Source organism: Cellulosimicrobium sp. BMG9.23, assembly GCF_059159985.1.
Window position 1 is genome coordinate 20,355 of the sequence record NZ_JBZGBZ010000002.1, and the last position, 25,367, is coordinate 45,721.

Genomic DNA, 25,367 nt, shown 5'->3' on the forward strand with positions numbered 1-25,367 from the left:
TTCCGGGCTTGCCGGAGCCGACGCTACGGCAGCCTCAACCGGGGCGCGACCGCAACCAACCCACCTTCGTGTGGGCGCCGCATCGCGTGCAACCCACCGGGGCGCGGGCTGCGCACGGTCGCAGGTACGTTGTCAGATGCCGGTCTCCCGGGCACGAGACCGCGACGTCGCGGTCAACGTCGCGCACCCGAGGCCGACGATCACGAGGGCGAAGGCGACCAGCAGGAGCTGGGACGCGTCGAGGCCCGTCTGCGCCATGTCGGGACCGCGGTCGCCGGGAGGCGCGGCGCCGCCACCGGTCCCGGCGGGGCGTTCGACGCCGACCGCAGCGTCCGCGCTGACCAGCGGTGCGCCGTCGGCAGCGGCGGTCGCGACGTTGACGAGGGAGTCCGGTGCGTCGGCGCCCACGCGTGTCCGCACGACCAACGACGTGCTCTCGCCGGGTGCGAGCGTGGCCACCGCGCAGTCCACCCGTGCCGTGCCGGCCCCCGTGGTCGAGGCGGTGCAGCGCTCGTCGGCGCCGATCAGCTCCAGTCCCGCAGGGAGCGTGTCGGTGACCGCTACGTCCTCCAGCGTCGACGGACCCTGGTTCACGAGGGCGAGGGTCCACGCGACCTCCTCGCCCACGCCGGCCGTGGCGACAGAGGCCGTCTTGGTCAGCCCGAGTACGGAGCTGCGGACGAACCGCACCGAGGCGGAGTCGACGTTGTTCTCGACGACGGGGTCCGCCACGGAGCTCTCGGCTCGCACGGTGTTGGTCACCACCGTGCCCTCCGGGATCGACGGGTCGCTCGTCACGGGGATCGTCAGCGTGAGGGACTGGCCCGGGAGGAGCTCGGGGATCTGGCAGGCGAACCTGACGCCCGTCACGGGGCACGCCGGTGCGCCCTTGGCGCCGGCCTGGAGACCGCCACCGAGTCCCCCGGCCGGACCCCCGTCGGTGAACTGGAGGTCACGCGCGGCCGACGGACCGGCGTTCGAGACGACGAACGTGTACTCGAGCGTCGACCCTGCGACCGCCTCCACGGCGGAGGCGGTCTTGGTGATCGACACGTCCGCCACCGCGACGACCTGCGTCGTCACGGTCCCGAGGTCCTGCGGCGTCGGGTCCGGCTGGTCCGCGGAGGCCGCCACGCTGTTGGTCAGCACCGAGCCGTCGGCGAGGGAGGCGTCGATCGTCGCGCCGATGACGAACGACACGCCGTCTCCCGCCGCGAGGATCGCCGTGGTGGTGCAGCCCACGGTGTTCGTCCCCGGGTCGACGAGCGTGCAGGCAGGATCCGACGACGCGGGGTCAAAGAGCAGGCTCGGGTCGAGCCGGTCCGTGAGGACGACGCCCGTCGCGACCGACGGCCCCTGGTTCACGGCCCCGAGCGTGTACGAGATCGCGGTCCCGGCGACCGCGACCTCAGGACCGCTCTTGGTCGTCACGAGGTCCGCGGCGGGCAGGAGACCCGTGGCCCCGGTGCCGGAGTCGTCGTCCGGGTCCGGGTCCACCGTCGCGGCGGTGACGGTCGCCGTGTTGGTCACGGCGAGGACCGTCTCGCCGGGCGGGACGGCGTCAGGTGGGCTCGCCGTGACGAGGGTGACCACGACGCTGGAACCGGCGCCGACCGCCCCGAGAGCGCACACGACCTGCTGGCCGACGGGCACGTCGCACGCGCCGTCCGGCCAGCTCCCCGACACCGGGACGAGCGGTGCCGCGACCAGGTCCGTGAGGACGACGCCGGTCGCGTCCGAAGGGCCGGCGTTGCTGACCGTGACGGTCCAGGTCACGTCCTCCCCGGCGAGCGCCGGGCTCCCGACCTTCGTCACGGACAGGTCGGCCTCCGGTGCGACGGTGGTGGTCGCGGAGTCTGAGACCTCGGCACCGTTCGCAGCGGTCGCCACCGCCTCGTTCACGATCTCGGTACCCTCGAGGCCGGGGTCGGTCGTGGCGCCGATCGTGACCATCGTCGTCGACCCGACCGCGAGCGTCCCGACGGCGCACGTCACCACCTGGTCGGCGGCGGTGCAGCCGTCGCTGCTCGTCGCCGTGTCGAAGGTGAGGCCGTCCGGCAGCGTGTCGGTCACGGTGACCCCGGTGGCGGTCGACGGGCCGTCGTTGCCGACCGTCACCGTGTACGCGACGGGGTTTCCGGGCGCTATATCGGGCTGCGTCGAGTCCTTGGCGACCGTGAGGACGGCCTCGCTCTGCACCTCGACCGTCGACCCGCCCGTGACGTCCTCACCCTGCGGGTTGCGTACCGTCACCGAGTTCCCCACCGTACCCGTGGGGTGGTCGGGCGAGACCGTACCCGTCACGGTGAGCGTCACGGTGCCGCCCACGGCGAGCTCGGGCAGGTCGCACGAGAAGACGGCGAGAGCGCACGCGACGCCCGGCCCGGTGATGCCCGTGATCGTCAGGCCGGCGTCCGGCGTCTCGAGGACGACCGCGCCCACGACGTTCGACGGCCCCGTGTTCGTCACGACGACGTCCCACGTCAGCGACTCGCCGGCGACGACACCGGTCTGCGACGGCGTCTTCTCGACCGTCAGGGTCGACGCCCTCGTGACCGGGGTCTGCTCCTCGGCGGTGACGGGCTCGCCGTCGAGGTCGTCGAGCGTCGCCGTGTTGACGAGGGTCGACCCGCTCGCCGCCGCGGGGTCGAGGGTGCCGGTGACAGCAACGGCGTACGGCGTGGTCCCGTCCGGGTCCGCGGGCAGGTCCGGGAACGTGCACGTGAGCGTCCCGGCGGCGATGTCGCAGCTCGCGTCGCCGCTGTCGGACACCACGGGGTTCAGCAGCTCCGGTGGCAGCGTGTCAGTGAGGACGACGTCCTCTGCCGTCGACGGCCCGCGGTTGAATGCCGTGAAGGTGTATCCGAACGACTCTCCCGCCACGGCGGGGACGGCGCTCTCGCGCTTGTCGAGGCTGATTCCGGTGATCGCGACGACGTTGACGGCGTCCGACGACTCGTTGTTCGTCGTGTCCCGGTCCGTCTCGGCCTGCGTGACCGTGACGCCGTTGACGAACGTCGAGCCGTTCGGGAGCAGCGGGTCCGTCGACCCGACGAGCGTGATCGTCGCCGACCCTCCGGCGGGCAGGACCGTGAGTGTGCATGTCATGTCGCCGTCGACGATCTCGCACGTGCCTGCGCTACCTGACGTGACCTCCGCCGAGGTCCAGGTGACTCCCGCGACGCCCGGGTCCGTCACGACGACGTCGGACGCGTCGGACGGGCCGGTGTTCATCACGTCGATCAAATAGGTGACGGACTCGCCGGCGACCACCGGCTCCGCCGTAGTGTCCTTGACGACCGCGACGTCCACGTCCCGCACGACCGGGCTCGCGACGCTCGCGGTGTCGTTCGCGGCGTTCGGGTCGGGGTCCGCGTGGGAGACCACGGCGGTGTTGGTGACGGACGACCCGTCGGGGAGGTCGGACGGGAGCAGCGCGGCGATCGTCACGCGTTGCGACCCGGAGGGCGAGAGGGTGCCGAGCGCGCACTGCACCTCCGCGTCGACGAGCGCGCAGGACGCCGACGACTCCTCGGGGACGAAGGTCGACCCGGGCGGCAGGGCGTCCGTCAGCACGACGGACGTCGCCGTCGAGGGCCCCGCGTTCGCGACGCCGACCTCCCAGCGCGCCACACCGCCGGCTGTCGCAGACGGTGTGAGGGGCCGCTTCGTGACCCCGACGTCGGCGGAGCGCGTCACCGTCGTCGTGACGGCCGACGTGTCGTTCGCGGAGTTCGGGTCGGTGGCCGTCGTGGTGACCCGGGCGGTGTTCGTCAGCGTCGTGCCGCTCGCGGTCCCGGGCGCCACGGCCGCGACGAGCGTCACCGTCGTCGTCCCCCCGGCGGCGAGCATGAAAGCGCACGTCAGCGTCGTCGCGCTGCACCCGGTCCCGGTGAAGGACACCACGGTCACCCCGACGGGCAGCACGTCCGTGAGCGCCACGTCGGCGCTGGACGGTCCGGCATTGCCCACCGCCAGGGAGTACGTGATCTGCCCGCCCGCGTCGACGGTCGCGCCTCCACCGGTCCGCGTCTTGACGACGGACAGGTCGGCCGTCCGCGTGATCGAGAACGGCGTGGTCGCGGTGTTGTTCCCCAGGACGGGGTCGTCGACGGTCCCGCTCACGGCGGCGGTGTTGCTCCGACCGCCCGGGGCCGCGGTGGAGGCGACGGCGAAGGCGAGGTCCACGGCCGTCGACCCGCCGACGGCGATCGTCCCCACCGGGCAGACGACACGGTTGGTCGCGATCTCGAGGAAGCACCCGGGCGTCGACGAGCCGGGGAGGAAGGTCAGCCCGGACGGGACGGGGTCGGTGATCCGCACCCCGCTCGCGACGCCAGGCCCGGCGTTGGAGGCGGTCAGGGTGAACACGATCGGCGGACCCCCGGCCACGACGGACGGCGTCGACGCGACCTTGCTGATCGCGAGGTCCGCCACCGCCAGCACCGTGATCGGTGCGGTGGCGACCGCCCCGCTCACGGGGAACGACGGCGACGTCGCGGAGGCGTCGATCGTGTACGTGTCGGGCACGACGGAGACGGTCACGCCGTAGTCGATGCTGATCACGCCGTCGGGTGGCACGACGAAGGGGCCGGTGAAGGTGAGCGTCCGCGTCACGGGGTCGAAGGCCGGGTCGGTGGTCGTCGCGCCCAGGGTCGATCCGGGAGTGTAGGTGAACCCGGGCGGCAGGGTCGCCGTCACCTGGCCGACCGTCGCTGCCGAGACGTTGGGGTTCGAGACCTGCAGCCGGTAGCCGTTCGCCGCGCCCGGCAGGACGCTCGGGGCGTGCGAGGTCGCCGAGACGGCGAGCGGGACGTCGCCGGTCGGGGAGAAGACCGTGGACCAGGCGAAGGTCGTGGACGCGCCGGGCGCGACGTCGAGCGGCCAGCTGATCCCCACCCCGTTGTCGATGTACTCGGTGCAGCGGCACGAGTTGGGGAACGGCCGCTGCGTGCCGATCCACGACCAGACCTGCGAGTAGCTCGCCTGGTAGTACGAGTTGCCCCCGGTGCGCGGGAGGAGCTGCTGGATCCGGGACCCTGCCGACGTGGACGCGCTGCACGCGGGAGCCGTCCCGAAGACGCGCCCGTACCCCTGGTCGGAGTTCTGGAGGTAGCAGTCCCCGGCGGTGTACAGCGTTCCGACCTGCTGGACCCCCGTCGGGTTCTGCACCGTGACCGAGGTGTTGTAGAGCTCCTCGCCCACCACGTACGAGTCCGTCTGGACGAGGGTCACCCCCGCGGAGTTCCGCACGGTCGTGACCATCGTGTACGGGTCGGCGGTGGTCCCGGCACCCGAGACGGCGGACTGTGACACCGGGGTCCACGCGGTGCGCGGGGCGGCGGAGCTTCCGGCCGGCACGTTCTGAGGCCCGAAGAGCGCGCCGTTCAGCGAGGCGAACGTCCCGCACGCGGTCTGGCCGTACCACTCCGCGGACGTGTCGAGCGTGTGCCGGACGTCGCAGTTGAGGTCCGGGGAGACCGTGATCGTCGACAGCGGCCCGCCGCTGGAGATCGTCGCGGCGGCCGCCGGCGCGGGTGGCGGCGCCACCAGGAGGACGAGGGCGAGCCCCAGGCATGCGAGCGCGGCCACAACGCGACGGAGCGACATGCGCATCGAGGACCCCCGGTACCTCTGGGGGCGGGCGACACCGACCCCTCCGTCCTCTGTTGTACTCCCCTCGGCGCGCCATGACCATCGGGAACTAGACCCGATCCAGTCCTCGAAGGCACACACTGCCCTTATAGCAGTCCAAGGAACTGGCATTGTGCGCCTACCTCCGCCCTCGCAATCGACGAGGCACACGTCCGAGCGAGTCGCGGATCAAGCAGGTCCTGCGGAGCATCACATGCGCTCTGGCACCAGAGATCGTCCCGAGCGGCCCGAGGCAGCGCGACCGCATGTCGCCGTTGTCCCACTCGAGCGTCGGACGGTCGGCGCGGTGCAGGCGGCCCGCAGCATCGCAGCACTCCACGCGGTCGCCGTGCTCGATGCGCTCGACCGGCCCGATGGCCGCGGTGTCGGGGCCGACCACGGGGCACGGCTCGGGGCCGAACTGCTTGATGCAGGCCTGGCGCTCCACCGGCACGTACTCCTCCTCGCCAGCGGCAGAAGTCACCACGGACGCGAGGGCGTCGATAACGGCCGCCGCCTCGGCGACCTGCTTCGGTGCGAAGCGGCCGTCGGCGCTGCGAGGGTGCTGGACTTCGGTGTACGTGCTCATGCCCTGGTGTTGACGGGATACCTTGGAGGTGACCCGTCGGCTCCTTCCCTGCTCGAAGATGTGGTGCTTACCCGTCCCTATGCGTAGAAGTCCGCGCGATGCCCACGGCGGCGCTAACGAGCCTCGTGCTTTGGCCGACCTTGGAGGACGACGGCACGCTGTCGTTCGTCCCGGACGACGGGTTCACCGGGGACACCACGTTCTCGTGCGCGATCACCGACGCCGTGGGTCAGACCGCGACCGCGACGGTGACCGTCCACGTGGTCGCGGCCCCGGTCGCCGCGGACGACACGGCGAGCACGACGGCTCCGGACGCGATGCGGATCGACGTGCTCGGCAACGACACGGGCGAGGGCATCGAGCTCACGGAGGTGAGCGGTTGCACCGGCGGCACGGGCGAGGTCTCAGGAGCCATGGTCGTGTTCACACCCGCGGACGGCTTCACCGGACAGAGGTCGTGCTCGTACACGAGCACCTATGCGTACGGGAAAAACTGCGACGGGCACGATCACCGTGACAGTCGAGGCCGGCGCCGCGGTGCCGGCGCCGCCTTCGGACGATGGTGGTTCCACGCCGCCGCCGGGCGAGGGTGACGGGTCGACGCCGGGCGCGCCGGGTGGCCGGTACGCACCGACGGGGTCGGAGCTGATGACCTAAGCGCTGTGCTCTCTCGCGCTGATCGGGGGTGGGCTGTTCCTGCTGGCGGCGCGTCGGCGGCAGCGCGGCGAGCGGGCGGCTGCCTGATCCTGGTCTGCGGGGCGGTTCGAGGGCCTGCGCGGTCTTGTCACCAGGTTTTCGTGCTCTGACCTGCGGTGATGGCGCCGAAATCGTCGTCTTGTCACCAGATTTTGAGCAAGTGACAAGGCAAGTGACAAGGTTGCCTCAGGCAATTCTCCTGGTGAGGGGTACTACATACCTACTTATATCGGACACGAGAGAGTACACTTGTCACTTTGTCACTGCAGATCACCTACGTTAGCGCGCATGACCTATGTATATATCTAGGGATCCGGCCTCAATAGAAACCCCCGTCCTCCCCTATAGAGCTACCTCCCGGGAAAAGTGACAAGTCGAGCTGTTTTGGCCCCAAAAAGGGCGGCTGACCTGCGAGAACGCACTTGTCACCCCAAGTGACAAGGGTGACAAGTAGCGCTGTGACCTGCGGCGATGCTCGCAGCGACTTGTCACCGACCCCTCCGGAAGTGACAAGTCAGCCGGGCTTATCTGACAGATGCGCGGTCGACCGTCAGAAACCCGTCCCACGGCCCCCTTCTGCGCTGACCGGGCACCGTGCTCGGTGCCGGGCGATCCGACCACGTAACACCTGGTCCGTCCTAGTAGAGACCCATCTATATGCATTAGTCCCGGAACGAAACCATTCGCCCCGATCCGGCGATCAGAAGTCGTCGTCGTCGACCTCGCCGCGCGAACCCGGCGCCAGGTCCTCGTACGCGTCGTCGTCGACCGCCTGAGCTTTTCTGGGCGTGCACCGCGACCATGTCCGGGCCCGGTCGCTCGCGTACTCGTTGCACCGCACCGCCCTGCTGAACCCCGACACCGCGGGGAACGGTTCGTCGATCCCGGTGCAGCAGCGGCGCCTCTACACCGCCCACCGCGTCGAAGCCGCACCAGGTTAGGTCGGTTCTTGTTCCAGGTCTTCTTCGTGCCTTCGCTCCTCCGATGCACGAAACGATCGATTGCCCCATGCCCGCGGGGCACGGTCGGCGGCGCGAGGAAAGATGAGCAACTCGGGGTCCAGGGCATCAAGCACTTCGCGAGCTCCACGTGGTGAGGTGCGGGTCGGCTCCACGTAGAACTGCTCGCCGACCGTCACGCTGCCGTGCCCCATCTGGGCAGGGACGGCACCCAGGCCGAGGTTCTGAGCGACCAAGGTCGCCACCGTCTTGCGGAAGGCCTTCTGAGGTGTGCTCTCCGGTAGGGCGTCCTGCGCCTTGAGGAATCGGCCCCACTGCTGGCGGACAGCAGACGGAGAGCGCCAGATGCACCCTGGCACAGGCGAGGGCCAGATGGGGTCCTCCGGCTCGGCGTCAGTTGGCCGCATTGCCCGTAGCTTCTCCGCCGCCCATTCGGGCAAGTCCAGGGTTCGCAGGCCGTTGCGGGTCTTGGGGGCGGGTTTGCGCCATGCTCCCCGCCCCGTCTCGACGACGACCGTTCCCGTGACGGCGACCGTCCCGCGGTGAGGAGTGAGGCTCACGTCGCACCAACGCAGCGCCAGGACCTCGCCCGGCCTAACGCCCGTTGCCGCCTGCATCGCGACGAGGGCGCCAAAGGTCTTCCAGGTGCGGCCTGAACGCTTCACACGCGGGTTGCACCAGTTCTCCACGTCGCGCACGACCTGGCGCACCTGCTCTGGTGTCAACGCCTCCGGGGCAGGTCTTGGGGTGTGCCGCAACGGCGGAAGACGGTCAGCCGGGTTCCGGTCGAGGACGCCCGACATCACCATGTGGTCGAGCGCCTGCTTCAACACCGTCTGGGCGAGCTCCGCTTGCCGGGTGCTCCCGAGCCGTGGCGGCAGGACGCGGGTCACCGTGCCGTCGGGTGCCACGACCTTCCGCAACCCACGCCACTCCCCCGGCTCTGGCTCACGCGTCTTGGCCGTTCCGTCTACGAGCCTCTGTCGCCACGTGAGCACGACGTGGGTGGTGAGGTCCTTGAGCCGAACGTCACCGAGTCCGGGCAGTACATCGCCCCGCACGGCCCGGGCGTACTGCCCATGGGTCGTGACGGAACCACCCCTCGCCGGGAGCGTCTCAACCCACGCGAGGCACGCGTCTCGCACCGTCTCGAAGGCAGGGCCGGCCGGTTCCTGCTCGTCGGACGGTGCACTGAGCTCTGCGACCTTGGCGACGAGGGCTCTGCGTGCCAGGGTTTCATTGCGGGCGAGCGTCTTTGCGCGGCGGCGAGCACCCGATGCGTCGGCGTAGTAGGCCTCGGCACGGACTCGGCCGTCCCCGTGGGGGTAGAAGCGGATGCGGCCGAGTTCGCCCGGGCGTAGTGCCTCCCGGGGCATCAGGCGGCCTTGGCGGCGGTCCGTATCGCCTGGGCCTCGACCCAGGCGTCGAGGTCGGCGATGTCGTACCGCACGGTGCGCCCGATACGGAGACAGGCTGGCCCGTCGTCGGTCGTCCGCCACGTCTCCAGGGTGTGCGGGCGGTAGCCGAGGTAGCGGGCGGCCTCGGCGGTTGTGAGGAACCGCGGGGACGGGCCGGGGATGGGGGCAGGGGTGTGGGTGCGTGAGTTCGTCATGCACGCCCTATGCGTGTGGGCGACTTCCAGCGTCTTCCGAGGCGCTCCGTGGAGCCACTTCGCCGGTGAATGTAGCCCCAAAGTGACACCTTGGAGGAGGTAGGGCGGGGCATGAAAGAAGCCCCTGACCGCGTTTCCGCAGGTCAGAGGCTTCTGGTGGAGCCGCCTGTCGGAATCGAACCGACGACCTATTCATTACGAGTGAATCGCTCTACCGACTGAGCTAAGGCGGCGTGCTGCAGTGAGGCTCGCTCGCGCGAACCGCCGCAACGATCGCCTACTGTACCCGGCGATCGGCCCAGACTCCAAAGCGGCTCGGGACCACCGGCCGGACAGGCCTCGCGGCGGCGCCGGTGAGGTGCGCGACGCGTCCGCGACGTCAGCAGGCCGGCCCGTCCGAGGTCAGCACGTCAGCAGGTCAGGCCGTCCTCGGGGACCGTCCCGTCGACGAGGTAGGCGTCCACGGCGTCGCCGACGCACGCGTTGGAGCGGCCGTAGGCGGTGTGCCCCTCGCCCTCCCACGTGACGAGCACGGCGGAGTCGAGCGCCTTCGCCAGGCCCTCGGACCAGACGTACGGCGTCGCGGGGTCGTTGGTGGTGCCGATGACGACGATCGGGGCGGCGCCGGTCGCGTGGACGTCGAACTCCTGCTCGACGACGGGGTACGGCCAGTCGGCGCACGTGAGCGCCCCGTAGGCGAAGAACGAGCCCATGGTCGGCGCCTCGACCTCGAGCCGCTCGCGCTGCTCCTCCATCGTCGCGGGGTCGGGGTCCTGCCGGCCGTCGAGGCAGCCGACGGCGCGGAACGCCTCGGTGGAGTTCGTGGCGAACGACCCGTCGGGGTTGCGGTCGTTGTAGAAGTCCGCGAGGTACAGCAGAGCCGTGCCGGTCCCCTGGTCGAGCGCCTCGGTGAGGGCCTGCGTGAGCACGGGCCAGCTCTGGTCGTTGTAGAGCGTCACGGCGATGCCGTAGAACGCGAGCGTGGACGTGAGCCTGCGGTCCGAGCTCGTGGGCAGCGGGTTCGCCTTCGCGGCGTCGAGCAGGGCGCGCACCTGCCGCAGCCCGTCGTCGACGTCGCCGTCGAGCGGGCACGACGCCCCCGCCTGGCAGTCCTCGACGTAGGCGCGCAGCGCGTTCTCGAACCCGACGGCCTGCTGCTCGCTCGTCTCCGCGGAGGACAACGTGACGTCGATCGCGCCGTCGAGCACGAGCCGGCCGACCTTGTCCGGGAACAGGCCCGCGTACGTCGCGCCGAGCTGTGTCCCGTAGGAGTAGCCCAGGTAGGCGAGCGTCTCGTCCCCGAGCACGGCACGCAGCATGTCCATGTCGCGCGCCGCGCTCTGCGTGTCGACCTGGCCCAGGAGGTCGCCGGTGTTCTCCGCGCACGCCTCGGCCCACTCGCGATAGGCGGCCCGGCGCTCCTCGAGCCCGGCCTCGCCGTCGGGCACGTCGTACTCGGTGGACAGCGCCTCGTCCTTGGCGGCGTCGTCCAGGCACGCGACAGGATCCGACTGCCCGACGCCGCGCGGGTCGAACCCGACGAGGTCGTACGCCGCCTTGACCGGCTCTCCGATCAGCTGCGCGGCGTCCCCGACGAAGTCCACGCCGGACGCACCGGGGCCGCCCGGGTTGGTGAGCAGCGAGCCGATACGGTCACCGCTCGCCGGGAGGCGCTTGAGCGCGAGCTCGGTCTCCCCCGCCCCCGGGTCGTCCCAGGACAGCGGGGCACGCGCCGTCGTGCACTCCCAGCCGCCCTCGCAGTCCTCCCAGGCGAGGCTCTGCCCGTAGAAGTCCTCGAACCCCTCGGGACCGGTCTCGCCGGTCCCCTCCGCCGCGCCGGCGGACGGGACGGCGTCGGCCGGGATCTGCACCTTGGGCGGCACGGAGCAGGCCCCGACGACGAGGGCGAGCGCGAGCGACGAGGCGGCCAGGACGGCGCGGCGGGACTTCACCCCGACACGGTAGCCGCTCCGATCGCCCCTCCTGGCAGGGGTTCGTCCGGAGGGTCGTCCTTCCACACGCTCTTCACCGCAACCGCCGGGCGGGCGGGGCTACTGCTGCTCCACCCACGCCGCCTCGCCCGTCGCCCCGTCGACCGCGGGCGGCACGACGACGCTCCCCTGGTCACCGAGCACGGCGGTCACCTCGGCGGACGCGTCGACGTCGTCGGGGACGGCGACGACCGACGTCGCCGGGACGAGGTCCATCGTGCAGACGGAGTCCGCGGGGATCTCGACGAGCGTCACCACGACGTCCGTCCCCTGGACGGTGGCGTCGGGCTCCGCGACGAGAGGGCACGTGCTCGACCCGTAGGTGATGACGTACAGCAGTCCCGGCTCGGCGCTCCACGCCGCACCGGTGCCGCCCTCCGTCGGCCCGTCGACGCCCGACGGCAGGCCCTTCCCGGTGGCGCCCGCCTCGATCGTCATCGACGCGGCGTCGGGCGCCATCGACGGCGTGCCCTCGGTGGGCTCGGCCGTCGTCTCGTCCGTCGTGCCGTCGTCGGACGGTGACTCCGACGCCGACGTCGTCTCGTCACCACCGCCGTCCGTGGACGACGCGCACGCGGCGAGCGTCGACGCGGCGAGCGCCAGCCCGACGACCATCGACAGGCGGATCGCGGGGTGCGGTGCGCGGCGGGTGGGGACCATGGTGTCTCCTTGCGTCGGAGCGGGTCGGGCTGTCGGCCCCCATCCTGGCGCAGGCCGGTCGGCACGGCACGCGCGACACGTCCGGCGTGCAGCGGCCCGGGCGGATCGGTCACGGCAGGGCGATTTCTCCCGTTCGCCGCGCGCGATGTGGTCCGTGTCGCTAGGTTCAGCGCTGCAAGCCTTCGCGCGGCGACCGTTCGCGCAGGATGCGGAACTCGTCGAGAAAGGGCGGAACCGTGGACTTCTGGGACTTTTTCTGGTTGCTCGTCTGGAGCTTCTTCTTCATCGCGTATCTGATCGTCCTCTTCCAGATCGTCGCGGACCTGTTCCGTGACCGGGACCTCTCCGGCTGGTGGAAGGCGGTGTGGATCCTCTTCCTCATCTTCCTGCCGGTGCTGACCGCGCTCGTCTACCTGATCGCCCGCGGACGCGGCATGGCGGAGCGTCAGGTCGAGGCCGTGACGCAGGCCAAGCAGGACACCGACTCGTACATCCGCAAGGTCGCCGGCTCCTCGCCGACGGACGAGATCGCGAACGCCAAGGCGCTCCTCGACTCGGGCGCCATCACGCCCGAGGAGTTCGCGCACCTCAAGGCCAAGGCCCTCGCCTGAGCCTCGACTGATCCTCGGCGGACCGACGACGGCCCGGGTGCCCCGCGTGCGGGTGCGCCCGGGCCGTCCCACGATCGGGACATGACCCGATTCGGATACACCCTCATGACCGAGCAGTCCGGCCCGCGCGAGCTGGTCGCCCACGCGGTCGACGCCGAGCGGCGTGGCTTCGACTTCGAGGTGATGAGCGACCACTACTTCCCGTGGCTCGACGCCCAGGGGCACTCCCCCTACGCGTGGTCCGTCCTCGGGGCGGTCGCCCAGGCGACGGAGCGCGTCGGGCTCATGACGTACGTGACGTGCCCGCTGCTGCGCTACCACCCCGCCGTCGTCGCGCAGAAGGCGGCGACGGTGTCGCTGCTCTCGGACGACCGCTTCACGCTCGGCCTCGGCGCGGGCGAGAACCTCAACGAGCACGTGGCGGGCGAGCGCTGGCCAGCCGTCGGCGAGCGGCACGACATGCTCGAGGAGGCCGTCGAGATCATCCGGTCGCTGCTCGACGGGGAGAAGCTGACCTTCGAGGGCGTGCACTTCCGCGTCGACTCGGCCCGCCTGTGGGACCTGCCGGACGAGACGGTCGAGATCGGCGTCGCCGTGTCGGGACCGCAGTCGATCGAGCGCTTCGCCCCGCTCGCCGACCACCTCGTGACGACCGAGCCCGACGGCGCCGTCGTGGAGCGCTGGAGCGCGGCCCGCACCGACGTCGACCTCCCGCCGTCGCGCGTCGTCGGGCAGATGCCGATCTGCTGGGACCGCGACGAGGAGGCCGCGGTGACCCGCGCGCACGACCAGTTCCGCTGGTTCGGCGGCGGGTGGCGCGTCAACGCGGACCTGCCGACGACCGAGGCGTTCGAGGCGGCGAGCCAGTTCGTCCGGCCCGAGGACGTCGCGGCGTCGATCCCGTGCGGACCGGACCTCGACGCGATCGTCGAGGCGGCGTCCGCCTGGTGGGAGGCCGGCTTCACCGACCTCGCCCTCGTCCAGGTGGGCGAGCAGGGCCAGCAGGAGTTCCTCGACGAGGTGGCCGAGCCGCTCCTGGAGAAGCTGCGGGCGGCCGCGCCCTCGTCCTGACGCCGCGGGTCCGGTCCGACGCGGGTCCGGTCCGACGCGGGTCCGGTCCGACGCGGGTCCGGTCCGACGCGAACGCGGCGGGCTCGGACGGTCAGCCCTGCGGGCGCAGCGCGACGGTCATGGCCTCGACGGCGAGCAGCGGTGCGACGTTGCCCTCGAGCCGCTCGCGCGCGACACCGATGGCGTCCATGCGGCGCACCGTCTGCTCGGGCGTCGAGTCCTCTGCGAGCGCCTGGACCGTCTCGGCGAGCCCGGTGTTGACGAGCTCGACCTCCGCGCCGAGCTGGACCACGAGCACGTCGCGGTAGAGCGAGAGCAGGTCGACCATCGCGCGGTCGAGCACGTCGCGCTGGTGCCGGGTCGCGCGGCGCTTCTGGTCCGCCTCGAGGTCGCGCAGCTGCGAGCGCAGCCGCGGCGGCAGCGTCTCGCCGTCGACGACACCGAGCGCTCGCAGGAGCTCCGCCTTCTCGCCGGCGTCGCGCTCCTCGGTGGCTGCCTTCGCCTCGGCCTGCGCGAGCTCCACGAGCTCCCCGGCGGCGAGGACCGCGTCGCCCACGCCCCGGATCCGGCGGGCGAGGGACAGCACCGAGCTCCGGCGCTCGCGCGCGCCCGCGTCCCGCGCGAGCCGGCGCGCGAGGCCGATGTGGCTCTGCGCCGCGCGCGCCGACGCCTCGGCGACGGCCGGGTCGATCCCGTCGCGCGCGACGAGCAGCCGCGCCACGGCCTCGACGGGCGGGACCCGGAGCACGACGCCGCGGCAGCGCGACCGGATGGTGACGAGCACGTCCTGCGGGCTCGGGGCGCACAGCACCCACACGGTGTGCGGGGCCGGCTCCTCGATCGCCTTGAGCAGCACGTTCGTGGTGCGTTCCGCCATGCGGTCCGCGTCCTCGACGACGATCACGCGCCGTCGGCCCTGCGACGGGCTGCGGCTCGCGACGGTGAGCAGGTCGCGCACCTCGTCGATCTTGATCGTCACGAGCTCGGTCGCCACGAGCGTGACGTCCGGGTGCGTGCCTGCGAGGACGGTGCGGCACGCCTGGCACCGGCCGCACCCGCCCTGCTCGCACTGGAGCGCGGCGGCGAACGCCCGCGCGGCGTTGGAGCGGCCGGACCCCGGCGGGCCGGTGAGCAGCCAGGCGTGGGTCATCGCGGCCGGGTCGGCCACCGCGGCGCTCAGCGTCGCGACGGCCTGCTCCTGCCCGACGACGTCGTCCCAGACGCTCACGCTCCCGCGCCCCGCGGCCGGGTGTCGAGCCCGAGCCCTGCGTCCGGCTCGTAGCCGAGCGCGCTGTCCGAGTCGTCGAACCCGTCGTCCGGACGCGCCTCGATCGTGTCCTCGGCCTCCTCGACGACGGGCGTCAGCTCGAGCCGCGCGGCGACGTCGACGCGGATCTGCGCCTGCAGGTCGTCCACCGGCGCCGCGGCGTCGAGCACGACCCAGCGCCCGGGCGCGGCGGCCGCGCGCGCGAGGAACGCCTCGCGCGTGCGGCGGTGGAACTCCGCGCCGGCGCGCTCCAGGCGGTCGTGCGTGCGGCGGATCCGGCCCGCGGCCACGGCCGGGTCGAGGTCGAGCAGGATCGTCACGTCGGGCATGAGGTCCTGGACGGCCCAGCGCGAGATGAGCTCGACCTCGTCGGCCCCGAGCTCGCGCCCGCCCGCCTGGTAGGCGACCGACGAGTCGAGGTACCGGTCCGTCACGACGATCGCCCCGCGCTCGAGGGCCGGGCGCACGAGGCTCGCGACGTGGTGCGCGCGGTCGGCCGCGTAGATCAGCGCCTCGGTGCGCGGGTCCATGTCCTCGCCGTGCAGGACGGCGGCGCGCAGCTCCTTGCCGAGCGTCGTGCCGCCCGGCTCGCGCGTCAGCACGACCTCGCGGCCCGTCAGCTCGCCGAGCCACTGCCCGAGCAGGCGGGACTGCGTGGACTTGCCGACGCCGTCGCCGCCCTCGAACGAGATGAAGTACCCGGGTGCGCTCACGACGTCCACCCTAGTCGCGGCGTCGGACAGGACGCCGCCCTCGGAGCACCCTGGCGGGCTGCCCGGCGCCGTCCGCGTGGCGACCGGGTTAGCCTCGGGACCATGCCTCGTCCTGCCCTGATCCCCGCTCCCGGTGCCGCGTTCGCGGACCGCACGTTCGACGCCGTCCTGTTCGACATGGACGGCACGCTCATCGACTCGGTACCGGCGGTCGACCGGAGCTGGAAGCGCTGGGCGGCCGAGCAGGGCCTCCCCGACCCCGAGGACTTCCAGATCCAGCACGGGATGCCCGCTCGGACTCTCATCGGGACCCTCCTCCCCGCCGACCGCGTGGAGGCCGCCTACGAGCGGATCCACGAGCTCGAGCTGGTCGACAACGAGGGCGTGACGGTCCTCGCGGGGACACGAGAGGCCCTCACGACGCTCCCGCCCGAGCGCCAGGCGATCGTCACGTCGTGCACGACGCCGCTCGCGGCCGCCCGCATGGCGGCGTCCGGCCTGGTGGCGCCGTCCGTCGTGGTCACCGCCGACGACGTCGAGCGCGGCAAGCCCGACCCGGACCCGTTCCTGCTCGGCGCGGAGCGGCTCGGCGTGGACCCGGCGCGCTGCCTCGTCGTCGAGGACGCCCCCGCGGGCATCGCCGCGGCGCACGCGGCCGGGTGCGCGGTGCTCGCCGTGACGGGGACGCACTCCGCCGAGGAGCTGGCGGCCGCGTCCCCCGCCCCCGACGCCGTGGCGACGGGACTGGCCGCGGTGCGCTTCGTCGTCGGGCCGGACGGCGTGCGCGTCACCGACGCCTGACCGCTGCGCGGGAGCGGACGGGCGAGGTCAGTACACGCCTGCGCGCAGGGCCGCCGCGACGACCTTCGACGCCGCGGCGTGCACCTCGGCGAGCTCGTCGAGGCCCAGGCCGGTCGCGGCCACGATCGCCGGCGGGATGCGCTCGGCATCCCGCCGGCGCTCGCGCCCCTCAGGAGTGAGCGTCACGCGGACCTGGCGGCCGTCGTCGGGCGAGCGCTCCCGCCGCACGTAGCCGAGCGTCTCGAGCCGCTTGAGCAGCGGCGAGAGCGTCCCCGCGTCGAGGTGCAGGCGCGTCGCGAGGTCGCCGACGGTCGAGGTGGTGCCGGCGGCGTCGTCCTGCCACAGGGCGAGCAGCACGAGGTACTGCGGGTGGGTGATGCCGAGCGGCTCGAGGAGCGGCCGGTACAGCGCGACCATCCCGCGGGCCCCGGCCGACAGCGCGAAGCAGACCTGCGCCTCGAGCGCGAGCGGGTCGACGAGCGTGGCGCTGCCGGGGTGCGAGGTGTCCGTCACGTCGCCAGGGTAGCCCGGATCGCGCTATCGTGTGGTGCACCAATAATTGGTGCACCAAGCAACGATAGGCAGGCGGCGATGACGAGAAGGTCGGCGAGAAGCACCAGGCCGAAGGACGAGCGCTCGCTCGGCATGCGCCTCACCGAGCGCTTCCTCCCGATCTTCGGCCCGGCCCAGCTGGGCCGCCACGACGCCGACGGGCGCGGGGTGTCCGATGCCGAGCGCGAGCGCGACCAGGAGCTGCGGACGCGCTTCGAGCGGGTGACGGGCCCCGACGGCCGCAGCTACGTCGTCGAGCACACCGACTGACCGGGCTCACTCGCCCGGGTAGACGACCCCCACCTGGCGGCGCACCTCGTCGAGCGTGCGCATGACCTCGAGCGTGCCGTCCCACGACATGCGCGGGCTCTGCGTCTCGCCCGCCGTGATGCGCCGCGCGACCTCGGCGGCCTGGTACTGCTTGCCCTCGCCCGAGAAGCCGTCGTAGAACCACGACGACCCGTCGTTCAGGACGACCCGGAACGACGTCGGCGCGTAGAACGCCCCCTCGACCTCGATGCGCCCTGCCGTCCCGGAGATCACGGCGCCCGTCGCGGTGCGCGACCACAGCGTCGTCGAGAGCGTCGCCTGCGCGCCGCCCTCGTAGCCCAGCACGATGCTCACCTGGCCGTCGACACCCGTCTCCGTCAGAGCCCCCACCGCGGTGACCGACGACGGCGCGCCCAGCAGGTCGTGCGCGAACGACACCGGGTACACGCCGAGGTCGAGCAGCGCGCCGCCCGCGAGCTCCGCCGCGTAGAGCCGGTGCGCCGGGTCGAACGCGAAGAGCTGGCCGTGGTCCGCGCTGAGGTTGACGACGTCGCCGATCTCGCCGCGCGCGATCACGCCGCGCAGCGCTGCGACGTGCGGCAGGAACCGCGTCCACATCGCCTCCATGACGAACACGCCCGCTTCGCGCGCGGCGTCGAGCACCTCGCGCGCCTCGGCCTCGTTGCGCGTGAAGGCCTTCTCGACGAGCACGTGCTTGCCCGCGCGGATCGCGAGCAGGGCGTGCTCGTGGTGGTGCGAGTGCGGCGTCGCGACGTACACGACGTCCACCTGCGGGTCCTCCACGAGCGCCTCGTAGCCCTCGTGCGTCGTCGGGATGCCGTGCGACGTCGCGAAGCGCTCGGCGCGCACGCGGTCGCGGGACCCCACGGACGCGACGCGGCTCTGCGTGTGCCGGCGCACCGCCTCCGCGAACGACGACGCGATCCCGCCCGCGCCGAGGATGCCCCAGCGCACGGTCGACGCCGACCGCGGGTCGGGCACGAGACCGGACAGCTCGGCCAGCACGTCGGCGGGCAGGTCGTGGGCGGAGGTCAGGGCGCGGGGGACGGCGGCGTCGCTCATGGCCACACGGTAACCCGGTGGGAGCGGTGCCAGGACGGCGTGCCCGAGGTCCGGTCCCGGAAGGCCGCACCCGGGACGGCGACGTGCCCGGGTGATGCGCGGTGGCGACCGGCACGCCACGATGAGGCCATGCCGACAGCCGCGGGCCAGCCCGCCTCGTCCCCCGACCGGCCGCGCTCGCCGGAGCACCCGCCTCCCCGCACTCCCGAGCCCCGCGCGAGCGCGCGCGGTCTCGTCAAGGTGTACGGCACGGGCGACACGTCGGTCCGTGCGCTCGACGGCGTCGACGTCGACTTCGCGCGCGGCCGGCTCACGGCGATCATGGGCCCGTCCGGGTCGGGGAAGTCGACGCTCATGCACTGTCTCGCCGGCCTCGACTCGCCGACGTCAGGCAGCGTCGTGGTCGACGGGCAGGAGATCAGCCGCATGTCGCAGCGGCGGCTCACCGCGCTGCGCCGCACGCGCGTGGGGTTCGTCTTCCAGTCGTACAACCTCGTGCCGACGCTGACGGCGGCCGAGAACATCACGCTCCCGCTCGACATCGCCCGCGCCCCCGTGGACCGGGCCTGGTTCGACGAGGTGGTCGACGCCGTGGGGCTGCGCGACCGGCTGCACCACCGGCCGTCCGAGCTGTCCGGAGGCCAGCAGCAGCGCGTCGCGTGTGCGCGCGCGCTCGTGTCGCGGCCGTCGATCGTGTTCGCCGACGAGCCCACGGGCAACCTCGACTCGCGCTCCGCCGGGGAGGTGCTCGGGTTCCTGCGCCGGTCTGTCGACGAGCTCGACCAGACAGTCGTCATGGTCACGCACGATCCGCGCGCCGCGTCGTACGCGCACCGGGTCGTCTTCCTCGCGGACGGCACGATCTCGGGCGAGCTGCACGACCCGACCCAGCAGGACATCCTCGACGCCCTCGCCGCGTCCGCGGGCGGTGACACGGACGGCAGCGCGATCCGTCCCTCCTCGGTGCCCGACGACGCCCGTACGCCGGGCGACGCCCGCGCGCCCGAGGTGCGCGGGCGTCACCTCGCGCCGTCGGACGGGCAGTGATGCTCCGCGTCGCGCTGCGCGGGGTCCGCGCGCACCTCGTGCGCTTCGTGCTGTCCGTCCTCGCCGTGACGCTGGGCGTCGCGTTCGTGGTGGGGACGTTCGCGTTCCGCGGCATGCTGTCGTCGACGTTCGACGACATCATCGCGACGACGCTCGTCGCCGACGTCTACGTGCGGGGCTCGCAGGAGGTCACGGGGGCCGCCCCGCAGGAGGGCGGGAGCGGCGGCGGGGGCGCGACCGGCGGAGGGTTCGCCGCGGAGCGCACGCTCGTCCCGGACGACCTCGTCGCGACGATCGAGGACGTCGACGGCGTGGACCGCGCCGCCGCCGACATCTCGGGCCCTGCGGTCCTCGTCGCCGCGGACGGCACGGCCGTCGTGACGAACGGCCCACCGAGCGTGGCGCTCGCCGTCGACGAGGAGGACCCGAGCCTCACCCTGCTCGACGGCGCGTGGCCGAGCACGGGCGAGATCGTGCTCGAGGAGAGCGCCGCGGAGGCCGCCGGGCTGAGCACCGGGGACGAGACGACGATCGTGCTCGGCGACGAGCCGCGGCCGGTCACCGTCTCGGGCGTGTTCGGGATCGAGGCCGCCTCCGCCGGGGCAGTCCTGATCGGCCTCGACGACGCGACTGCGCGCGAGGTCTTCGCGCCCGACGGCCAGGTCGCGCAGATCGCGGTCTGGGCCTCGGGGAGCGAGACGGGCGGCGGGTCGGACGACGACGACACGGACGGCACGGGGGGCGCTGGTGGTACCGGTGGCACCGCCGCGACCGCCGCCGACGAGGAGGCGCTCGCCGAGCGCGTGGAGGCCGTGCTGCCCGACGGCGCGGAGGCCGTGTCCGGGACGCAGGCGCGCGAGGAGGCGAGCGAGGCGGTCGAGGAGGTCCTCGGGTTCGTCGAGACGTTCCTCCTCGTCTTCGCCGCGATCGCGCTGTTCGTCGCGACGTTCATCATCGCCAACACGTTCCAGATGTCGGTGCGCGAGCGCCTGCGCGAGCTCGCGCTGCTGCGCGCGCTCGGGGCCTCGCCGGGCCAGGTGTTCTCCTCGGTGCTGGCCCAGGCCCTCGTGGTCGGTCTGGTCGGCGGGGCTCTCGGCGTCGCCGGCGGGGCGGCGCTCGTGCGCGTCATCCGCTGGGGACTCGCTGCGGCCGGCATGGAGTTCTCCGGCCGCGTCCCGCTCGGCGGGACACAGCTCGCCGCGGCGGTCGGGCTCGGCGCGGTCGTGAGCGTCCTCGCTGCGGTCCTGCCCGCGCGCAGGGCCGCGGCGATCCCGCCCGTCCAGGCCATGCGCGACGACGTCGCCCCCGAGCGCGGCACCCTCGCCCGGGCGGTCGGCGGGTTCGTGCTCGTCCTGGTCGGCGCCGGGATCCTGTGGCTCGCCGCGTACCTCGGGTCGTCCGTCGCGGGCATGCCGACCGGGTGGACGTGGGTCGACGACCTCAGCCCGCGCGTGCTTCTCGGGGTCGGAGCCGGGCTCGTGCTCGTCGGCGTCCTCGTGGGCTCGCCCGCGGTGGCGCGGGGCGTTCTCACCGTTCTGGCGTGGCCGCTCGTCGTCACGCTCCGGCCGCTCGGGCGCCTCGCGCGCGGCAACGTCACGCGCAACCCTCGACGGACGGCGAGCACGGCCGGGGCGCTGCTCATCGGCATGGCGCTGGTCTCCGTCACGGGGGTCATCGCGGCGTCCACGCAGGCGTCGGTGCGGAGCATCGTGGAGACCGAGGTGCGCGCGGACCTCGTCGTCGATTCGGCGACCCAGACGGTCCCCGGCGGCGCGGTCGACGCGGTGCGCGCGGTGCCGGGCGCCGAGACCGTCGACACGGTGCGGCTCGGGCTCGCGCCGGTCGCGACGGTCGGGTCCGGCGAGGAGGAGGCGCGCGGGACCGACGTCGCGGGCGTCCCGGCGACGTTCTTCGAGACGTCGCTCGACCCGGTGGCGCTCGAGGGAGACCCGACGTCGACGCTCGAGGACGGGGACGTCGTCGTGCACCGGCGGACCGCGCGCGAGCGCGGCTGGGAGATCGGCGACACGCTGCGGCTCGGCGGCGAGGGCGGGGGCGACGCCGCGGGTGGCGCGAGCGCCGCGGTGGTCGAGGCGCAGGTCGGCGCGATCATCGACAGCCAGCTCGTCGGCACCGGCATCCTCGTGCGGGACGACGTGTTCGACGACGTCGTGCCGCCCGCCCAGGCGAGCGTCCGGATCGTCTACGTGGGCGCCGCGGACGACGCGAGCCCCGCCCAGCTCGACGCGCTCCGGGTAGGCCTGACCGACGCCGTCGCGCCCTACCTCGTGCTGACCGTCCTGGACCGCGAGGAGACGGCGTCGGCGTTCGCGGACCAGGTCGACCAGGTGCTCGTGATCCTCTACGCGCTCCTCGCGCTGTCGATCGTCATCGCGCTGCTCGGCATCGTCAACACCCTCGCGCTGTCGGTCATCGAGCGCACGCGCGAGATCGGTCTGCTGCGCGCCGTCGGGCTCGGGCGGCTCCAGCTCGCCGGGATCATCGCGATCGAGTCGGTGCTGACGGCGGTGTACGGGACGGTGCTGGGCGTGGCGACGGGCATCGGGATCGGCGCCGCGCTGCCCGGCGTGCTCGCCGACGAGGGCCTGAGCACGCTCGCGATCCCCTGGGGGCAGGTGCTCGCAATCCTCGGCGCGGCCGTCGTCATCGGGCTGGTCGCGAGCGTGTGGCCGGCGATCCGCGCCGCGCGCCTGCCGGTGCTCGACGCGGTGACCGTCGACTGAGCCACCGTCGACCGAGCCACCGTCGACCGAGCGGCCCGCCCCGCGAGATAGAACAGCAGGTCGCGAGGTAGAACTCCGGGAGCTCTACCTCGCGACCTGCGGTTCTACCTCGACGGAGCGAGGAGCTACTTCGTCGACTTGGCGGCGGGCTTCTTCGCGGGAGTCTTCTTCGCCGCCGGCTTCTTGGCGGGGGTGCGCTTCTTCGCCGGGCCCTGCGCGCGCTTCTCCGCGAGGAGCTCGATCGCGCGCTCGGGCGTGATCGACTCGGGCGTGACGTCACGCGGCAGCGTGCGGTTCGTCTCGCCGTCGGTCACGTAGGCCCCGAAGCGGCCGTCCTTGACGACGATCGGCGTGCCCGTCGTCGGGTCGTCGCCGAGCTCGCGCAGCGGCGGGGTCGCGGCGCCCCGGCCGCGGCCGCGCTTCGGCTGCTTGTACAGCTCGATCGCCTCGTCGAGCGTCACGGTGAACATCGCCTCCTCGCTCGGGAGGGTGCGCGAGTCCGTGCCCTTCTTGAGGTACGGGCCGTAGCGGCCGTTCTGCGCCGTGATCTCCTCGCCCGACTCCGGGTCCGTGCCGACGACGCGCGGCAGCGACAGGAGCTGCAGGGCGTCCTCGAGCGTGATCGAGTCGAGCGTCTGCGTCTTGAGCAGCGAGCCCGTGCGCGGCTTGGGCTGCGCGGCCTTGGCCCGCTTCTGCGCTGCGGCGGACAGGCTCGTGTCGATCGGCGGGAGGTCCAGCACCTCCGTCACGTACGGGCCGTAGCGGCCGGCCTTCGCGATGATGTCGTTGCCCGAGACCGGGTCCGTGCCCAGCACCCTGCCGTCGTCGGCACCCGCGGCGAGCAGCTCGCGCGCCTTGGCGACGGTCAGCTCGTCGGGGGCGACGTCGTCGGGCACCGAGGCGCGGGGCGGGTTCTCGCCCTCCTTGACCTCGACCGACAGGTCCTCGACGTAGGGGCCGTAGCGCCCGACGCGCAGTTGGAGGCCCTCGCCGATCGGCACGGAGTTGATGCCCCGCGCGTCGATGTCGCCGAGGTTCTCGACGAGCTCGCGCAGCCCCTCCCCCGAGCCGCCCTTCGCGGCGTCGCCGAAGTAGAACTGCGTGAGCCACTCCACGCGGTCCCGGCGCCCGGCCGCGATCTCGTCGAGGTCCGCCTCCATCGCGGCGGTGAAGCGGTAGTCCACGAGCCGGTCGAAGTGCTCCTCGAGCAGGCGCACGACGGCGAACGCGAGCCAGCTCGGCACCATCGCCTGGCCGCGCGTCAGCACGTAGCCGCGGTCCTGGATGGTCGAGATCGTCGACGCGTACGTCGACGGACGGCCGATGCCGAGCTCCTCGAGCGCCTTGACGAGGCTCGCCTCGGTGTAGCGGGGCGGGGCCGACGTCGAGTGCCCGGCCGCCTCGAGGTCCTCGCCACGCAGCGCGTCACCCTGCGTCATCTGCGGCAGGCGGGCCTCGCCGTCCGTGTCGCCGCCCTTGCCCGCCGCACCGAGGGAGTCCTCGGCGTACCGGTCGACGTCCGAGCTCTCCTCGTAGGCCGCGAGGAAGCCGCGGAACGTGATGACCGTGCCCGACGCCGCGAACACCGCGTCGTGCCCGGCGACCCCGGCTTCCTCGGTCCCCGGTGCGGCGGCGAGCGGCGCGGCGAGGCGCACGGACGCCGTCGACCCCTTGGCGTCCCCCATCTGCGACGCGACCGTGCGCTTCCACACGAGCTCGTAGAGCTTGAACTGGTCGCCGCTGAGCTCCTTCGCGACCTGCGCGGGCGTGCGGAACGAGTCGCCCGCCGGGCGGATGGCCTCGTGCGCCTCCTGCGCGCCGGCGTTCTTCGACGTGTACACGCGCGGCTTCTCGGGCACGAAGTCCGCGCCGTAGAGCTCGGCGGCCTGACGCCGCGCAGCGCTCGTCGCCTCGCTCGACAGCGACGGCGAGTCGGTACGCATGTAGGTGATGTACCCGTTCTCGTACAGCGACTGCGCGGTGCGCATCGTCTGCCGCGAGGACATGCGCAGCTTGCGGCTCGCCTCCTGCTGGAGGGTCGACGTCGTGAACGGCGCGGCGGGACGGCGCGTGTACGGCTTGGTCTCGAGCGAGCGGACCGTGAAGTCGGCGCCGGCGAGACCGGCGACGACCGCACCGGCCGTGGCCTCGTCGAGCTGGCGCGCGCCGTCGCGCTGAGCGGCCGGCTTGAGCTGACCACGGTCGTCGAAGTCGCGGCCCGACGCGACCCGCGCGTCGCCCAGCTGCACGAGGCGGGCGCCGAACGCCTTGCCGGCGTCGTCCGGGGCAGCCGCCGCAGCCTCGCCGGCGAGGCCGAACGTGCCGGTGACGTCCCAGTACTCCGCCGCGACGAACGCCATGCGCTCGCGCTCGCGCTCGACGACGAGGCGCGTCGCGACGGACTGTACGCGACCGGCGGACAGGCCCTGGCGGACCTTGCGCCACAGCACCGGCGAGACCTCGTAGCCGTAGAGCCGGTCCAGGATGCGGCGCGTCTCCTGCGCGTCGACCAGGCTCGTGTCCAGGTCGCGCGTGTTCTGCAGCGCCCGCTGGATCGCCTCGCGCGTGATCTCGTGGAACACCATGCGCTTGACCGGGACCTTCGGCTTGAGCGCTTCCAGCAGGTGCCACGCGATGGCCTCGCCCTCGCGGTCCTCGTCCGTCGCGAGGTAGAGCTCGTCGGCGTCCTTGAGGGCGCGCTTGAGCTCGGCGACCTTCTTCTTCTTGTCCGCGTAGACCTCGTAGTACGGGTCGAAGCCGTTGTCGACGTCGACCGCGAACTTCCCGTACGGGCCCTTCTTCATGTCCGCGGGCAGCTCCGACGGCTGCGGCAGGTCCCGGATGTGCCCGACGCTCGCCTCGACCTCGTAGTCGTCGCCGAGGTAGCCCTGGATCTTGCGAGCCTTGGCGGGCGACTCGACGATCACGAGCTTGCGTGGCATCCCATCCTGCTTTCGTCGGTACGAAGTGTGTCCGTGCGCGGGCCTCTCGCGGGGGCCGGTCGGCGCCCGGTCGGCGCGTGTCCCGAGCCGCGGACCGGGCAGCCTACGACGTTACGCCATCCGCG

19 protein-coding genes and 1 tRNA gene are annotated in these 25,367 nt (G+C 72.8%); 7 read left to right on the forward strand and 13 right to left on the reverse strand.

The features are described 5' to 3' along the window. Window positions 1-132: 132 nt before the first annotated feature. Together AC4H2G_RS02180 and AC4H2G_RS02185 are read right to left on the reverse strand one after the other, a co-directional pair. Window positions 133-5,610, reverse strand: coding sequence for a hypothetical protein (locus AC4H2G_RS02180; RefSeq protein WP_494364124.1), 5,478 nt, complete (start codon window positions 5,608-5,610; stop codon window positions 133-135). Between the two features lie 163 nt (window positions 5,611-5,773). After that, window positions 5,774-6,223 carry a hypothetical protein gene (locus AC4H2G_RS02185; RefSeq protein WP_494364125.1) on the reverse strand — a complete coding sequence of 150 codons (450 nt, stop codon included), beginning with the start codon at window positions 6,221-6,223 and terminating at the stop codon, window positions 5,774-5,776. 125 nt (window positions 6,224-6,348) lie between these two features. Here AC4H2G_RS02185 and AC4H2G_RS02190 point away from each other — a divergent pair, with 125 nt between their 5' ends. Beyond that, entirely contained in the window at window positions 6,349-6,816 is a 468-nt protein-coding gene (locus AC4H2G_RS02190; protein ID WP_494364126.1) for an Ig-like domain-containing protein, read from the forward strand. A gap of 803 nt (window positions 6,817-7,619) precedes the next feature. Here the strand turns inward: AC4H2G_RS02190 and AC4H2G_RS02195 are convergent. The 6 genes from AC4H2G_RS02195 to AC4H2G_RS02220 form a co-directional block, all read right to left on the reverse strand. After that, window positions 7,620-7,781 carry a hypothetical protein gene (locus AC4H2G_RS02195; protein WP_494364127.1) on the reverse strand — a complete coding sequence of 54 codons (162 nt, stop codon included), beginning with the start codon at window positions 7,779-7,781 and terminating at the stop codon, window positions 7,620-7,622. A gap of 75 nt (window positions 7,782-7,856) precedes the next feature. Continuing rightward, window positions 7,857-9,254, reverse strand: coding sequence for a tyrosine-type recombinase/integrase (locus AC4H2G_RS02200; RefSeq protein WP_494364128.1), 1,398 nt, complete (start codon window positions 9,252-9,254; stop codon window positions 7,857-7,859). Next, window positions 9,254-9,490, reverse strand: a complete 237-nt coding sequence (locus tag AC4H2G_RS02205) for a helix-turn-helix transcriptional regulator (protein WP_494364129.1) — start codon at window positions 9,488-9,490, stop codon at window positions 9,254-9,256. Before AC4H2G_RS02205 ends, AC4H2G_RS02200 begins: the two co-directional genes overlap by 1 nt. A gap of 157 nt (window positions 9,491-9,647) precedes the next feature. Continuing rightward, window positions 9,648-9,723, reverse strand: a tRNA-Thr gene (locus AC4H2G_RS02210). A gap of 177 nt (window positions 9,724-9,900) precedes the next feature. Continuing rightward, window positions 9,901-11,442: an alpha/beta hydrolase gene (locus AC4H2G_RS02215; RefSeq protein ID WP_494364130.1), complete on the reverse strand. Its 1,542-nt coding sequence runs from the start codon at window positions 11,440-11,442 to the stop codon at window positions 9,901-9,903. A 99-nt stretch (window positions 11,443-11,541) separates the two neighbouring features. Beyond that, the gene (locus AC4H2G_RS02220) at window positions 11,542-12,141 is read right to left on the reverse strand and encodes a hypothetical protein (protein WP_494364131.1); all 600 of its coding nucleotides are present in this window, start codon (window positions 12,139-12,141) and stop codon (window positions 11,542-11,544) included. Between the two features lie 206 nt (window positions 12,142-12,347). Between AC4H2G_RS02220 and AC4H2G_RS02225 the strand changes: the two genes are divergently transcribed. Both AC4H2G_RS02225 and AC4H2G_RS02230 read left to right on the forward strand, forming a co-directional pair. Next, window positions 12,348-12,752 carry an SHOCT domain-containing protein gene (locus AC4H2G_RS02225; protein ID WP_494364132.1) on the forward strand — a complete coding sequence of 135 codons (405 nt, stop codon included), beginning with the start codon at window positions 12,348-12,350 and terminating at the stop codon, window positions 12,750-12,752. An 81-nt stretch (window positions 12,753-12,833) separates the two neighbouring features. After that, window positions 12,834-13,823 carry a TIGR03557 family F420-dependent LLM class oxidoreductase gene (locus AC4H2G_RS02230; protein WP_494364133.1) on the forward strand — a complete coding sequence of 330 codons (990 nt, stop codon included), beginning with the start codon at window positions 12,834-12,836 and terminating at the stop codon, window positions 13,821-13,823. 91 nt (window positions 13,824-13,914) lie between these two features. On the opposite strand, the gene AC4H2G_RS02235 is transcribed toward AC4H2G_RS02230, so the two are convergent. Both AC4H2G_RS02235 and tmk read right to left on the reverse strand, forming a co-directional pair. Further along, window positions 13,915-15,051 carry a DNA polymerase III subunit delta' gene (locus AC4H2G_RS02235; RefSeq protein WP_494364134.1) on the reverse strand — a complete coding sequence of 379 codons (1,137 nt, stop codon included), beginning with the start codon at window positions 15,049-15,051 and terminating at the stop codon, window positions 13,915-13,917. Continuing rightward, a complete protein-coding gene (gene tmk, locus AC4H2G_RS02240) occupies window positions 15,048-15,803 on the reverse strand; it encodes a dTMP kinase (RefSeq protein WP_494364135.1) in 756 nt (251 codons plus the stop codon). The genes AC4H2G_RS02235 and tmk overlap by 4 nt, the downstream gene beginning before the upstream one ends. A gap of 102 nt (window positions 15,804-15,905) precedes the next feature. Here tmk and AC4H2G_RS02245 point away from each other — a divergent pair, with 102 nt between their 5' ends. Beyond that, entirely contained in the window at window positions 15,906-16,604 is a 699-nt protein-coding gene (locus AC4H2G_RS02245) for an HAD-IA family hydrolase (RefSeq protein ID WP_494364136.1), read from the forward strand. A 27-nt stretch (window positions 16,605-16,631) separates the two neighbouring features. Here AC4H2G_RS02245 and AC4H2G_RS02250 read toward each other — a convergent pair whose 3' ends face one another. Continuing rightward, window positions 16,632-17,117: a MarR family winged helix-turn-helix transcriptional regulator gene (locus AC4H2G_RS02250; RefSeq protein ID WP_494364137.1), complete on the reverse strand. Its 486-nt coding sequence runs from the start codon at window positions 17,115-17,117 to the stop codon at window positions 16,632-16,634. 78 nt (window positions 17,118-17,195) lie between these two features. Between AC4H2G_RS02250 and AC4H2G_RS02255 the strand changes: the two genes are divergently transcribed. Further along, window positions 17,196-17,426 carry a hypothetical protein gene (locus tag AC4H2G_RS02255; RefSeq protein ID WP_494364138.1) on the forward strand — a complete coding sequence of 77 codons (231 nt, stop codon included), beginning with the start codon at window positions 17,196-17,198 and terminating at the stop codon, window positions 17,424-17,426. 6 nt (window positions 17,427-17,432) lie between these two features. Here AC4H2G_RS02255 and AC4H2G_RS02260 read toward each other — a convergent pair whose 3' ends face one another. After that, window positions 17,433-18,509, reverse strand: coding sequence for a Gfo/Idh/MocA family protein (locus AC4H2G_RS02260; RefSeq protein WP_494364139.1), 1,077 nt, complete (start codon window positions 18,507-18,509; stop codon window positions 17,433-17,435). Between the two features lie 129 nt (window positions 18,510-18,638). Here AC4H2G_RS02260 and AC4H2G_RS02265 point away from each other — a divergent pair, with 129 nt between their 5' ends. Beyond that, on the forward strand, window positions 18,639-19,556 hold the full coding sequence (locus tag AC4H2G_RS02265; protein WP_494364140.1) for an ABC transporter ATP-binding protein: 918 nt from the start codon (window positions 18,639-18,641) through the stop codon (window positions 19,554-19,556). Beyond that, window positions 19,556-22,300: an ABC transporter permease gene (locus tag AC4H2G_RS02270; protein ID WP_494364141.1), complete on the forward strand. Its 2,745-nt coding sequence runs from the start codon at window positions 19,556-19,558 to the stop codon at window positions 22,298-22,300. The genes AC4H2G_RS02265 and AC4H2G_RS02270 overlap by 1 nt, the downstream gene beginning before the upstream one ends. Before the next feature lie 125 nt (window positions 22,301-22,425). Here the strand turns inward: AC4H2G_RS02270 and topA are convergent, their stop codons facing one another. Then, entirely contained in the window at window positions 22,426-25,242 is a 2,817-nt protein-coding gene (topA, locus tag AC4H2G_RS02275; RefSeq protein WP_494364142.1) for a type I DNA topoisomerase, read from the reverse strand. Window positions 25,243-25,367 lie beyond the last annotated feature (125 nt).